The 12,504-nt window shown below is 72.8% G+C and carries 13 protein-coding genes; 4 read left to right on the top strand and 9 right to left on the bottom strand.

What is annotated here, in order from left to right; all coding sequences use genetic code 11:
- Positions 1 to 67 precede the first annotated feature (67 nt).
- Genes ACFWU9_RS24260 through ACFWU9_RS24250 form a run of 3 tightly spaced genes read right to left on the bottom strand, consistent with a single transcriptional unit; the run spans position 68 to position 2,879 of the window.
- Positions 68 to 979 (bottom strand): MBL fold metallo-hydrolase, encoded by a 912-nt coding sequence (locus ACFWU9_RS24260; RefSeq protein ID WP_384321749.1) that lies wholly within the window; start codon positions 977 to 979, stop codon positions 68 to 70.
- The gene (locus tag ACFWU9_RS24255; protein ID WP_384321747.1) at positions 976 to 2,061 is read right to left on the bottom strand and encodes an aromatase/cyclase; all 1,086 of its coding nucleotides are present in this window, start codon (positions 2,059 to 2,061) and stop codon (positions 976 to 978) included. Before ACFWU9_RS24255 ends, ACFWU9_RS24260 begins: the two co-directional genes overlap by 4 nt.
- The gene (locus ACFWU9_RS24250) at positions 2,061 to 2,879 is read right to left on the bottom strand and encodes an SDR family NAD(P)-dependent oxidoreductase (RefSeq protein ID WP_384321746.1); all 819 of its coding nucleotides are present in this window, start codon (positions 2,877 to 2,879) and stop codon (positions 2,061 to 2,063) included. Before ACFWU9_RS24250 ends, ACFWU9_RS24255 begins: the two co-directional genes overlap by 1 nt.
- A gap of 180 nt (positions 2,880 to 3,059) precedes the next feature.
- On the opposite strand from ACFWU9_RS24250, the gene ACFWU9_RS24245 reads away from it, so the two are divergent.
- The gene (locus ACFWU9_RS24245; protein WP_384321744.1) at positions 3,060 to 3,512 is read left to right on the top strand and encodes a nuclear transport factor 2 family protein; all 453 of its coding nucleotides are present in this window, start codon (positions 3,060 to 3,062) and stop codon (positions 3,510 to 3,512) included.
- A gap of 130 nt (positions 3,513 to 3,642) precedes the next feature.
- Here ACFWU9_RS24245 and ACFWU9_RS24240 read toward each other — a convergent pair whose 3' ends face one another.
- From ACFWU9_RS24240 to ACFWU9_RS24230, 3 genes are all read right to left on the bottom strand, one after another.
- A complete protein-coding gene (locus ACFWU9_RS24240) occupies positions 3,643 to 3,912 on the bottom strand; it encodes a phosphopantetheine-binding protein (RefSeq protein WP_384321742.1) in 270 nt (89 codons plus the stop codon).
- A 64-nt stretch (positions 3,913 to 3,976) separates the two neighbouring features.
- A complete protein-coding gene (locus ACFWU9_RS24235; RefSeq protein WP_384321740.1) occupies positions 3,977 to 5,248 on the bottom strand; it encodes a ketosynthase chain-length factor in 1,272 nt (423 codons plus the stop codon).
- Positions 5,245 to 6,678, bottom strand: a complete 1,434-nt coding sequence (locus ACFWU9_RS24230; RefSeq protein WP_384321823.1) for a beta-ketoacyl-[acyl-carrier-protein] synthase family protein — start codon at positions 6,676 to 6,678, stop codon at positions 5,245 to 5,247. Before ACFWU9_RS24230 ends, ACFWU9_RS24235 begins: the two co-directional genes overlap by 4 nt.
- Positions 6,679 to 6,767: 89 nt before the next feature.
- Here ACFWU9_RS24230 and ACFWU9_RS24225 point away from each other — a divergent pair, with 89 nt between their 5' ends.
- Positions 6,768 to 7,880 carry an acyltransferase domain-containing protein gene (locus tag ACFWU9_RS24225; protein ID WP_384321737.1) on the top strand — a complete coding sequence of 371 codons (1,113 nt, stop codon included), beginning with the start codon at positions 6,768 to 6,770 and terminating at the stop codon, positions 7,878 to 7,880.
- Here ACFWU9_RS24225 and ACFWU9_RS24220 read toward each other — a convergent pair.
- Positions 7,861 to 8,121 (bottom strand): acyl carrier protein, encoded by a 261-nt coding sequence (locus ACFWU9_RS24220; RefSeq protein ID WP_384321735.1) that lies wholly within the window; start codon positions 8,119 to 8,121, stop codon positions 7,861 to 7,863. The two genes, ACFWU9_RS24225 and ACFWU9_RS24220, sit on opposite strands and share 20 nt — an antisense overlap.
- A 172-nt stretch (positions 8,122 to 8,293) precedes the next feature.
- Between ACFWU9_RS24220 and ACFWU9_RS24215 the strand changes: the two genes are divergently transcribed.
- Complete coding sequence (locus ACFWU9_RS24215) at positions 8,294 to 9,298, top strand: beta-ketoacyl-ACP synthase 3 (RefSeq protein ID WP_384321733.1); 1,005 nt, start codon at positions 8,294 to 8,296, stop codon at positions 9,296 to 9,298.
- A gap of 59 nt (positions 9,299 to 9,357) precedes the next feature.
- Positions 9,358 to 9,798 (top strand): flavin reductase family protein, encoded by a 441-nt coding sequence (locus tag ACFWU9_RS24210; protein WP_384321821.1) that lies wholly within the window; start codon positions 9,358 to 9,360, stop codon positions 9,796 to 9,798.
- 73 nt (positions 9,799 to 9,871) lie between these two features.
- On the opposite strand, the gene ACFWU9_RS24205 is transcribed toward ACFWU9_RS24210, so the two are convergent.
- Together ACFWU9_RS24205 and ACFWU9_RS24200 are read right to left on the bottom strand one after the other, a co-directional pair.
- Positions 9,872 to 10,705, bottom strand: a complete 834-nt coding sequence (locus tag ACFWU9_RS24205) for a BTAD domain-containing putative transcriptional regulator (protein WP_384321731.1) — start codon at positions 10,703 to 10,705, stop codon at positions 9,872 to 9,874.
- A 228-nt stretch (positions 10,706 to 10,933) separates the two neighbouring features.
- Complete coding sequence (locus tag ACFWU9_RS24200; protein ID WP_384321729.1) at positions 10,934 to 12,424, bottom strand: MFS transporter; 1,491 nt, start codon at positions 12,422 to 12,424, stop codon at positions 10,934 to 10,936.
- Positions 12,425 to 12,504 lie beyond the last annotated feature (80 nt).

Below are 12,504 nucleotides of genomic sequence, written 5' to 3'. Positions count from 1 at the left end.
GGACCGGGGCCCGCCCGCCTTCCCGCGCGCGGTCCCCTCGCGCGCGGCCTTCCCACGCGCGGTCCTCTCAGGCGTGGCAGAGCGGCACGTGCCCTCCGTTGAAGGCGACCATGTCCTCGAAGACACCGATCACGTTCAAGGGCGCGCCCAAGGGACCCGGCTCCAACTCGGCGTAGGCGCGGTGCAGGTTGGCGACGAGACGTTCGGGCTCCCGCCACTGCTCGAACGGTCCCGGGCCCGCCTCCCGGGCCGCTTCCAGAGGGGTCAGTCCGGCCGCGGACGCCTCGGCGGCGACCGATTGGAGCCATCGCAGATACCGCTCGGTCTCCTCGATCACCTCCGGTCCCGCGAGCGGTCCGTGTCCACCGACGACGGTCCGGGGGCCGAGGCGCCGCAGCACCTCAAGGGTGCGCAGGGAGCCCGCCACCGACCCCATCAGTACGAAGGGTGTGCGGCCGGGCAGCAGGATGTCGCCCGCGAACAGGACGCGTTGACCGGGCAGCCAGACCAGGGTGTCGTTGGTGGTGTGGGCGGGACCCGGATGGAACAGCTCCACCTGGAGGTCCCCGTGGTGCAGGGTGAGGCGTCGTCGGTAGGTGAGTTGAGGCAGGGTGACGTCGATCTTCCCCCAGTTCACGTCCGGCCAGAGCCCGGTGAGGCCGAGTCCGGCATCGGCCATCTCGGTCCGGGTGCGTTCGTGGGCGACGATGACGGCGTCGGGACCCACGAGCGCGTTGCCGAAGCTGTGGTCACCGTGGAAATGGGTGTTGACCACGAGGCGGACGGGTTCCGGGCTGAGCGTGTGGACGGTGTCGCGCAGCGCCAGGGAACGGGATTCGGTCGCGGCGGTGTCGATCAGCGCGACCCGGTCGGGGGCGAGCAGGATGCCCGCGTTGCTGAGGCACCAGCCGCCGTCGGGCTGGATGTGGGCGAAGACGTTCTCCGCGATCTCCTCGGTGTGCGGCGCGCCCGCGGTCATCGCGCGTTCACCGCCCCTGCCCCGGCCGTCGCCTCGGTGTGCGCGCGGGCGTGTTCCAGGGTGTGTCTGCTGTTTCCGCCGAGCAGTTCACGGACCTTTTCCCGGGCCGTACGGAGAGTGGCGCCCGGCCCGAAGCGGGCGGCCAGGGCGTCCGGGTCCAGCGCGACACGGTGCCGTGCGGTGACCCGGGTGCCGGAGGCGGTGGGGGTGAGGGTCCAGGCGCCCGCGTGGCCGAGGAGGGGCGGGGGCACGATGGTCTGTTTGTAGACGATCAGCTCGTCGGTGAAGCAGAGACGAATCGAGCGTGTCCGATGACTCGTGCCGTCCGCCGCGCGGGTCTCCATCGCCATCCGCTGGATCTCGGCCCCGGCGGTGGTGGGGCCGGCGGGAGCGCTGTCGAGGTCCAGACCGGCGACGTGCGGCAGCCGCCCGGGCCAGAGATCGGCCCGGTGGAGGAAGGCGTAGACGTCGGCGGCCGGGGCCGCGATGTCCAGGGTGTCGGTGAAGGAGAAGATCAACTCTCCTGCCCCGCCCGCCGCTTCGGCGCGCTGCGCCCAGTCGGTGACGGCGCCGATCTCGGCGGCGCTGTTGCGGTCGAGGGCGTCGGTCACCCAGCGGTGGGCCTCCTCCCCCGGCGACGACATGCTCCAGTCGTGGGCGAGAACGAGTCGGGTGCCGTCGCCGCCGTCGCCGTCGCCGTCGCTCTTCGCCTCGAACCGCCATTCTCCGCCCATGTCGGCGAGCGGCGGCGCGCTGTCCTCCTGCCGGAAACCGATCCGCAGCGAGGCGGGGTCGAGCGTACGGCGTGAGGTCCAGCTGCGGATCTCGTCCCCGGCCAGGGCCCACAGCCGGACGCGTTCGGTGCCCGGTCCCGCCTCCAGCACTTCGGCGTGCAGGCAGGGCGGGAAGAGGAGTGGCCAGCGGCGTACGTCGGCGATCAGGTCGTAGGCGCGTCCGGCCGGCGCGGCGAGACGCGCGGTGTGCTCCGCGTACCGCCGTTCCGCCCCCGTGCCACCCGCCCCGGTGAGCTCGGTCTCGGCGCCCCCGGCCCCGCTGCCGTCCTGTCCTGTCGGCGTCGTCATCAGTAATTCCCCAGTCCACCGCAGACGTTGAGCGCCTGGGCCGTGACGGCCGCCGCCGCGTCGGTGACCAGATACTCGACGAGCGCCGCCACCTCCCGGGGCTGGGTGTAGCGGCCGAGCGGGATCTTCGCCTCGAAACGGCGCAGCACCTCCTCCTCCGGGATGTCCCAGATGTTCGCGTAGTGCTGACGGACGTTGCCGGCCATCGGGGTCTCGACGTAGCCGGGGCAGACCGCGTTGACGGTGATGCCGCTCTTGGCCAGCTCCAGCCCGAGGGCCTTGGTGAAGCCGACCACTCCGTGCTTGGACGCCGAGTACGGGGCGCCGAAGGCGACGCCCTGTTTGCCGCCGGTGGAGGCGATGCTGATGATCCTGCCGTGGCCGCGCGCCGTCATGCCTCCGGTGGTGAGGACCTCCTTCGTCACGAGGAAGACACTGGTGAGGTTGGTGTCGATGACGTCCTGCCAGAGGGATTCGTCGAGCTGGCTCGTGACTCCGCCGCCGCTGCGGCCCGCGTTGTTGACGAGCACCTCGACGGGGCCAAAGCGGTCCACCGCCGTTTCGACGAACGCGCGCACCGAGGCCGTGGACGTGACGTCGCAGACGACGCCGTCGGCGCGGTGGCCGCGCTCGGTCAGCTCCTTGACGGTCTGCCGGACGGCGTCGGCGTCGCGGGCGCAGACCACGACGGGATAGCCGCGTGCGGCCAGGCTCTCGGCGACGGCCAGGCCGATGCCACGGGTACCTCCGGTGATCAGCGCGGGGCCCCGGGCGGTGCCGGTGCCCGGTTCCTGGAGTTCCGGTACGGATGCGGTCATGGTTGCCTTCCTCGTCACTGGGTGGTGCTCGCGCTGCCGTGCCCGGGGTACGGGGTCTCCCGGGCTTCTGCCACCTTCACCGCGCCTGCTTGAGGAGGGCTCAAGGAGGCGTCGAGCCGGTCCATCGAAGCTGAGGCCGCCCGGCCGGCGCGGTCGGCGCACCGTTTGGAGGGGACGCCCATGACCACCACCATCCCGTCGGCCGACGCCGTCGGCACCGGCCTCTACACGGAGGTTCAGCAGTTCTACGCCCGCCAGGCGCACCGTCTCGACTCGGTGCGGGCCGAGGAGTTCGCCGCGACCTTCGCCGAGGACGGTGTGTTCGCCCACTCCCCCGATTCCCCGCCGGCCAGGGGCCGGGCCGCCATCGCCGAGGAGGTGCGCGGTTTCAACGAGCGGCGTTTCGCCGAGGATCCGGTGCAGCGCAGGCACTGGTTCAACATGCTGGACGTGCGCCCGCAGCCGGACGGCAGCGTGCACACCGAGTACTACGCCCTGGTCGTGGTGACCCGGCCGGGGCAGCCGCGGCCCGTCATCGCGCCGAGCTGTGTCGTACGGGACGTACTGGTGCGGGAGAACGGTGAACTGCGCACGCTCTCACGGCAGGTGACGCAGGATCACACGCTGCTGTGACGGCGACGCCGAAGGGCCGGACGGAGACCTCGTGGTCTCCGTCCGGCCCTTCACCGTTGTCCGCCCGGCAACGTTCCCGCCCAGCGAGATCCGGACGACAGGACCCGGGGCCCGATCCAGGCGAGGGACCCTAGGGCCGCAGTACGGCGGTGGGAGCCCGCCGCGCGCCGTTCACCTCGTCGAGCAGGTGCCGGGGTGTCTCCAGCCGGCTCACGGTCTCGTCGGACAGTTCGACGCCGAAGCGCTGGGTGAGGGCCGCCGCCGTCTCCAGGAGGGCGAGCGAGTCGTAACCGAGGTCGGCGAACGACGTGTCCAGCGAACCGTCGAGATCGACGTCCTCGTCCTCCCCCGCGCATTCGGCGAGGATCCGCTTGAGGTCGTCGGGGGTGATCGTGCTCATGATGAGTCCTTGGGGTCGTGGGGAGGGGAGGGTGGTGCGGTCGCGGGTGGGGGTGTCACGTCGCTCAGTCGCGCGGCGCGCGTAGGACGACGGCGGCGTTGAAACCGCCGTGCCCCCGGGCGAGTACCAGGGCGGTACGCACCCGTAGCTCTCTGGGCAGGTCTCTGACCAGGTCGAGCCGGTGTCCGGGCACCGGTCGGTCCAGGTTGGCCGCAGGGGGGACCACGCCGTCCCGTACGGCGAGGAGGGCGGCTGCCACGTCGAGCGCGGGGCTGCCGGAGGAGAGCCGGCCGGTGAGCGTCTTGGGAACGCTGACGGGCACGCCGTAGGGCCCGAACAGGTTCCGCAGGGCGGTCGCTTCCGCGTCGTCGCGGGCGGGTGTCCCGGCGGCGTCGGGGAAGACCACGTCGATGTCCTCGGGGCCGGCGCCCGCGTCGGCCAGGGCGAGCCGGGCGGCCCGTTCCAGGCCGGGAGGGCGCGGGGAGCCGGGCGGCGGGTCGAACGTGGCGGCGTACCCGGCGAGTTCGCCGTAGACCTGCCGGGCTCCGCGCTCCCCGGCGTGCGCGGCGTCCTCCAGGATGAACAGGGCGCCGCCCTCCCCGGGGACGGCCCCCGAGGCCCGGCTGTCGAAGGGCAGGAAGGCCGTGCGGGGATCACTGGAGCGGCTGTGGTCACCGGAGGAGAGGTGCGCCGCGAGCCCCCAGGGGTCGAGGGCCGACTCCAGCGCGCCGGCGACCGCCAGCGAGCCGCCCTTGCGCAGCGTACGGCGGGCGTGGCCGAGTGCGTCGAGACCGCCGGCCTGGTCGCTGACCAGGACGCCGCCCGCGCCGCGCATACCGTGCCGGATGGAGATCTGGCCGGTGTTGACGGCGTAGAACCAGGCGAAGGACTCGTAGACGCTGACCCGTTTCGGTCCCTCGGTCCAGAGTTTGCGGATCTCCCGGTGGGTGAATTCGAAGCCGCCGGTGGCGTTGGAGGTGACGGCGCTCATCGCGTACTCGGGGAGGTCGGCGGGATCGGCCCCCGCGTCGGCCAGCGCCTCCTGGGCGGCGACGAGCGCCAGCCGGGTGACCCGGTCGGTCTGCGGCAGCAGCCGGCCCGGGAGCAGTTTCTCCGGCTCGAAGCCGGGGACGCGGCCGACCAGCACCCCGCCGTGTCCCGAGGCGTCGAAGTCCGTCACGGGCCCGATGCCGCTCTCGCCCCGCAGGGTGGCCGCCCACCACTCCTCGGTACCGAGGGCGCCGGGCGCGGCGACGCCGATCCCGGTGAAGACGGCCCTGGCCCGGGTGCGGGAGGCGGTGCCGGAGGCCGTACGTGTCGTCGTGGTCCCGGTCATCGGCCGCCTCCGGCCGGCGCGCCCGCTCGCACGCAGGGGTCGCGCGTGAGCACCATCGCGCTCTGGAAACCGCCGAATCCGCTGCCGACGCTCAGCACCGTGTCGACGGTGGTCTCCCGGGCCTCGTGCGGCACGTAGTCCAGGTCGCACTCGGGGTCGGGCACGTCCAGGTTCGCGGTCGGCGGTACGGCGCCGTACTCCATGGCCAGTGCGCAGGCCGCGATCTCGAGCGAGCCGATGGCGCCCAGCGAGTGCCCGATCATGGACTTGATGGAGCTGACGGGGACCCGGTAGGCGTGTTCGCCGAGCGTGGTCTTGAAGGCGGCCGTCTCATGGCGGTCGTTCTGTTTGGTGCCCGAGCCGTGGGCGTTGACGTAGTCGACGGTGGCGGGGTCGGTGCGGCTCTCGTCGAGTGCGTGCCGGATCGCCTCGGCCATCTCCCGGCCGTCGGGCTTCAGTCCGGTCATGTGGTAGGCGTTGCAGCGTGTCGCGTAGCCGGACAGCAGGCCGTAGACGTGGGCGCCACGGGCGCGGGCGTGCCCCAGCTCCTCCAGGACCAGCACGGCGGCGCCCTCGGCGAGTACGAAGCCGTCGCGGTCGCGGTCGAAGGGCCGTGAGGCGTGCGCGGGGTCGTGGTTGCTGGGCGACGTGGCCTTGATGGCGTCGAAGCAGGCGACGGCGATGGGGGAGATCGGGGTGTCGGCCCCGCCGGCGATCATCACGTCGGCGCTGCCCTCGGCGATGAGGTCCCGGGCGTGGCCGAGCGAGTCGATGCCGGAGGTGCAGCCGGTGGAGATGACGGTGGCCGGTCCCTCGGCGCCCGCGTCGACCGCCACCTCGCGCGCCAGCGAGCTGGGTACGAAGGCGTCGTAGAGGTGCGGGGAGAGATAGGACAGGTCGAGTTCCCATTGGCGTCCGCTGTCGCTGAGGGCCAGGTACTCGCGCTCCAGCGAGGTGGTGCCGCCGACGGCGCTGCCGATGCTGACGCCGATCCGGTGCGGGTCGAGCTCGGTCGACGCGAGGCCGCTGTCGGCGAGGCTCTCGCGGGCGGCGACGACCGCGAACTGCGCGGCCCGGTCCATCCTGCGGATCTCACGCGGGCTCAGTCCATGGGCGACGGGGTCGAAGTCCACCTCCGCCGCGATGCGTGAGCGGAACGGCGAGGCGTCGAAGAAGGAGATGGCGCGGGTGGCGGTACGGCCTGAGGTCAGGAGTTCCCAGAACGCCTTTCTGCCGACCCCTCCCGGGGCCACCACACCGATGCCGGTGATGGCGACATGTCGGTTCACTGCACAAACCCCCTCGGGCTTCCGGACGACGGAGTGCCGTACACGGTCCTGCCGACGATCCTGGGAGCCGCTGCTCGAAAGGGACTTGAGGATCGGTGGCGCCCCGGTGCCGCCGTGCCCGGGTGCTTCTGGAGCGGGAATCGACCGGTGGTCGAGCGAGGGCCGCGATCGTCGCGGGAGCAGTGGCCCCGACGGACCGAGCCCCGGGGCCCCGGCGGACGGAGGCTGCGGTGCGGAGCACGGTCGAGGTCGGCACAGACGGCGGCGGTGGTGGCGGTGGCGGCCCGGACGCCGTGCCGCGGACGGTCCTGCTGCTTCCTGGGCAGGGCGCCCAGCGGGAGCGGATGGCGGCGGGACTCCATGGCCGGATACCGGAATTCACGGAGGCCGCCGACGAGTTCCTCGGGCTCCTCGGCGCAGAGGGGGAGAGGTTACGGGAGGTGTGGCTGCGCCCCGGTACGGGGCCGGCTCTCGACGGGGCGGCGACGGCGCAGCCGTTGCTCTTCGCGGTGGGGTACGCGCTGGGTCGGGCCGTCGCCGCGCGGGTGCCCGGCGCGCCCGCGGTCCTGCTCGGCCACAGTGTCGGTGAGCTGGCCGCGGCCTGCCTCGCCGGGGTGCTGCCGCTGACGGGAGCCGCGCGGTTGATGGCGGCGCGGGGGCGGGCACTGCGGACGGCGCCGCCCGGCGGCATGCTGGCGGTGGCCGCCTCCGTCGCCGGCGTCGGTCCCTTCCTCGGGGGCGGGGTGACGGTCGGCGCGGTCAACGGGCCCCGGCAGACGGTTCTCTGCGGCCCCCGGGAGCCGTTGGCCCGCGCCGCGGAACGAGCGGGCGCCGCGGGACTGACCGTCCGGCCCCTGCGCTCGGACGTCGGCTTCCACGGCCCCTCCCTGGCGGGGGCCGCGCACGCCCTGCGGGCGGCGCTCGATCCGGAGCGGGCGCGCTGGCGCGCGCCCCGGCTGCCGGTGTACTCGTCGCGTACGGCCCGTCCCGTCACCCCCGCCGAGGCCGTACGGCCCGACTTCTGGTGCGACCAGGTGGCGCTGCCGGTGCTGTACTGGCCGGCCCTGCGCGCGCTGCTCGCCGCCGAGGCGGCGGCCCCGGAGCGGAAGCTGCTGCTGTTGGACGCGTCGCCCGACCGGAGCCTGGGCGCACCGGCCCGGCGCCACCCGGCGGTCCGGGCGGGGCGGGCGGCCGTCGTCGGGCTCCTCCCGCCCCGTACGGCGGGCACGGACGAGGACCCGCGTGTCTTCGAGACGGCCATGGAGAACCTGACCGCCGCACGGGCCGGCGTCCCGTCCCGGGGGCGGGGCGTAGTACGGGGCGCTAGGTACGGGCCCGTGTGATCCGGCCGTCCACGTACGCGATGAGCGCGCCGGGTGTGTCGAGCGCGTCCAGGTCCTCGTCGGGCACGGTCACCCCGTAGTCGTCCTGGATGCGGGTGACGAACTCGTAGACCGTCAGCGAGTCGTAGCCGAGGTCGGTGAACGTGGTGTCCAGGGCGGCGGCGTCGAGTGCGTCGGCGGCCTCGCTCTCGTAACTCAGCCCGACGATCTTCTTGAACTCGGTGAGGGTGAAGGCGCTCATGGTCCGTCCTTTTCTCGTGGGCTCGGGTCGGGGGGCTCCCCCGGCGCGTGGCCGGGTGATGCGGACAACCCTGCGCGCGGTGGCTCGATCCCGGCTCGATCCGGGCTCAAGACGCGGCGCCGACGCTGTGGCCGGGGTCCCGCCGGGGCCCGGCGGACCGGAGGGAGCAGGGGTGAGCGGCAACATCAGGGTGGCGGCACGCGCCACGTACAGCGCGGTTCTGGGGGTGGGCGGTTACCGGCCGCGCCGCGTGGTGGGCAACGAGGAGCTGTGCGTGGGGATCGACTCCACGCCGGAGTGGATCGAGTCCCGCAGCGGCATCCGGGAGCGGGGGTTCGCGGCCCCGGACGAGACGCTGCCGATGATGGCGAACGCGGCGGCGGAGAAGGCGCTGGCGCGGGCCGGGACCGCCCCGTCGGAGGTGGATCTCGTCCTGGTCGCGAGCATGTCGCGGCTCGTGCAGACACCGCCGCTCGCCGTGCTGGTCGCCGACGGTCTCGGCGCGCGCGGCGCCGCGGCCGTGGATGTGTCGGGGGCCTGCGCGGGGTTCTGCCACGCCTTGGCGCTCGCGTCGGACGCGGTCGTGGCGGGCAGCGCGCGGCAGGTGCTGGTGGTGGGCGCCGAGCGGATGACGGACATCGTGGATCCGCTGGACCGCTCGGTCTCGGTGCTGTTCGCGGACGGGGCGGGCGCGGTCGTCGTCGGTCCCTCGGCGCGGCCCGGTATCTCGCGGGTGGTGCGGGGCGCCGACGGGCGGTACGCGGACGCCCTGCGGATGAGCGGGAGTTGGGCGCGGTTCGCGGCGGACCCGGAGTCGGGCCGGCCGTGGATGCGGATGGACGGGCGCCGGGTGTTCCGCTGGGCGATGGAGGAGGTGGCCCCGGCGGCGGGCCGGGTGCTGCGGGAGGCGGGGCTGACGGCGGACGGTCTGGACGCGTTCGTGCCGCACCAGGCCAATCTGAGAATGATCGGGCTGATGGCCGAAAGGCTGGGGCTGACGGGTCGCACGGTGGTGGCGCGCGACGTGGTGCGGGCGGGCAACACCTCTGCCGCATCTGTGCCGTTGGCGCTGGAGGCGCTGCTGGACTCGGGGGCGGTGGGCACCGGCGGCACGGCGCTGCTGATGGGGTTCGGCGCCGGGCTGAACTACGCGGGACAGGTGGTGGAGCTGCCGTGAAGGAGCCGACGGGAGCGGGGACCGTGGGCCGGGTGACGGCGGTGGAGTTCCGTGCGGCCATGGCCCGGTTCGCGGCGGGGGTCGTGATCGTCACCACCCGGGAGGACGACGGAACTCCCCGCGGATTCACGGCGAGTTCGTTCTGTTCGGTCTCCCAGGACCCGCCGCTCGTCCTGGTCTGTCTGTCCACGGCCGCCGACTCGCACGAGGCGTTCCTGGGCTGTACGGAGTTGGCCGTGAGCGTGCTGCGGGACGAACAGCGCGCGCTGGCCGGGCTGTTCGCGACCAGGGGCGCCGACAAGTTCGCCGCGGGCGGCTTCGCGCCGTCGCCGGGGGGTCTTCCGGTGGCCGTCGGCGCGCTGGTGACGCTGGAGTGCGCGGTACGGGACCGTCATCCGGCGGGCGACCACACGATCCTGGTCGCCGAGGTGCGCGGGGTACGGCTCGAAGAGGGCTCACCCATGGTGTATTACGGCCGGGCCTTCCACGGCCTCGTCTGACCCGGCCCGGAACGGCCCGGCCCGGCTCCGGTCCCCCCGACTCCTTCGGCGGACGAACCGGCCGGGTGGTGGCTCAGGTCAGGGCCGCGAAGTCGGCGCCCTGGGCCCCTCTGAGCTGGGTCGCGTGCGGGGTGCCGGAGCGGCGCCCGCTCTCCTCCACCTCGCCGCTGAGGACGTCGTACTGAAGGCGGTGCAGCCGTCCGCCGGGTTCGAGCCCCAGGTCCTCGATCATCCGCTCGCGCAGACTCCGGAACACGGCGAGCGCGTCCTGCCGTCTCCCGCTGCGTACCAGCGCGATCATCAACTGGGCGGCGAGTTCCTCGTGGTAGGGGTACTGGGCGATCAGTGCGGACAGCTCGCTGACCGCCTCCCGGTGCCGGCCGAGGATGAGGTCTCCCTCGACGCAGCGCTCGATCAGCGAGAGTCTGCACTCCTCCAGCCGTACGGCCTCCGCGCGCAGCACCGGCCCGTGCTCGATGTCGGCGAACAGCGGTCCACGCCACAGCCCGAGCGCCTCACGGAAATGGCTCACCGCTGTCATGATGTCGCCCTCGCGCTCCGCCGACCTGCCCACGTCCGTCAACCGACGGAATTCGGACAGATCGGATGTCGCGTCGTCGGAAACACGCAACAGGTAACCGCACGGCCAGGTGACAAGCGTGTTTCTGGAAATGCGGGACAGCCCTTGACCGCTCATGGCCGCGAGGCATTTCCGAAGCTGGAGAATGTACGTCTGAAGCGTGGTCAGGGCACTGCGCGGGGGGTCTTCCCCCCACAGCTCGGTGATCAGCGAACCGGTGGTGACCGGCCTCTTCTCGTTGAGCAGGAGCAGCGCGAGCACCGTACGCGGCTTGCCTGCCGAGGGTATCTTCTCGCTGCCGTTCCAGCGCAACGAAAGTTGACCCATAAACTGTATCTCCATTGGTTCCTCCCTGGACGAAAACGCATGGGCGGAATCAAGCCGGATAGCATATTCGGACCGACTTCCGCCCGAAGCGCAGCCAGGATAGGCAGCCGAATATTAACGCCAGGCGAAAAGTGGCACAGGTCACAATGGCGTCACGCCTTTCCCGTCAACCATATGAAAAGCGGCCCGCCGGTGTTTCCGACGGGCCGCACCAGGGAAATCGGGAATTCACTCGGCCGCGAGGCCCTTCGGCGCCGGCGGCCTGCCGGGCGCGGCGAACGAGGCCAGCAGCCCGACCAGGGCAAGGGCCGCCGCCACCCCGAAGGCGAGCGCGTAGCCCGAGGCGTAGGCGTGGCGGGCGAGTTCGGCGGCGGGCCGGCCGCCCTCGCCGACGACGGTGTCGATACGGGACGTGGCCACCGCCGCGAGGACCGCGAGGCCCAGCGCGCCGCCCAGTTGCCGGGTCGCGTTGAGCAACCCCGAGGCGAGACCGGCCTGTTCGGGAGCGACACCCGCGACCCCGGCGATGGCGGACGCGGACATCGAGATGCCCTGGCCCGCGCCGAGGATGATCGTGGGGCCCAGCAGTCCGCCGGCGAAGGTGGACTCCTCGGTGATCCGGGAGAGCCACAGCAGCCCTCCGGCGGTGAGGGCCATACCCGCGAGCAGCGTGGCGCGGGGACCGACCCGGCGGACGAGGGCGGCCGAGAACTGCGCGGCCACCATGATGGCGAAGGCCAGCGGGAGATACGCGAAGCCGGTGCGCAGCGGGCTGTAGTCCCGTACCTGGCTGAGGAAGAGCGTCAGGAAGTAGAACATGCTGAACAGCGCGGCACCGCTGGTCATCGCGACGATGTTGGCGGCGGTGACGGACCGGGAGCGGAAGATCCCGAGCGGCATCAGCGGCTGGGCGGCGAACTTCCCCTCGACCAGCAGGAAGACGCCCACCAGCGCAAGACCGGCCAGCAACGGCACCAGCGTCCGCGCCGAGTCCCAGCCGTGCGGTCCGCTCTGCACGATGCCGAGCACCAGGGCGAGCAGGCCGACGGTGACGGTGACCGCGCCGGTCACGTCCAGCCGACGGCCCTGCCCGTCGTGCCGCAGCTCCGTGATGGCCCGCAGGACACCGAGGATGAGCAGCAGGCCGATCGGGATGTTCACGAACAGGATCCAGCGCCAGGACAGGCTGTCGGTGAGTACGCCGCCCGCGAGCGCGCCGAACGCACCACCCGCGCCGGACACGGCGCCCCAGGCGCCGAACGCCTTGTGCCGCTGGTGCGGGTCCTTGAAGGTCGTGCCGAGCACGGCCAGTGTGGTGGGCGCGATCACGGCGGCCGCCAGCCCCTGCACGGCACGGGCCACGACCAGGGTGCCGGCGTTCTGACTCAGTCCGCCGGCCAGGCTGGCGAGGGTGAAGAGGGCGACGCCGGCCAGGAAGATCCGGCGCCGGCCGAAGAGATCGGCGATCCGCCCGCCGAGCAGCAGGAAGCCCGCGAAGGTCACCGTGTAGGCGTTGACCACCCACTGGAGGCTGCTGGCGTCGAAGCCCAGGCTGCTCTGGATGCTGGGCAGGGCGACGTTGACGATCGCCACGCTGAGGGTGACGAGGAACTGGGCGAGACAGCAGACGGTGAGAACCAGTCCGAGCCGGGGCTCATCGGCGGGGCGGAGGGCCGAGGCCGGGCTCGCGGAATCGGAGCGCGCCGTGGGCGTACTCATGAGGGGGACTCTCTTCTCGGGGCGTGGTGGGGACGGGAGGCCGACGGCCGTGCGGGGCGCGTGCCGTGGTCCACGGTGGT

This window comes from Streptomyces sp. NPDC058653, from assembly GCF_042716895.1.
In the GTDB taxonomy this organism is placed as follows: domain Bacteria; phylum Actinomycetota; class Actinomycetes; order Streptomycetales; family Streptomycetaceae; genus Streptomyces.
Note: the sequence above shows the minus strand (reverse complement) of the source record. Positions and strands in the feature narration are given on the sequence as shown.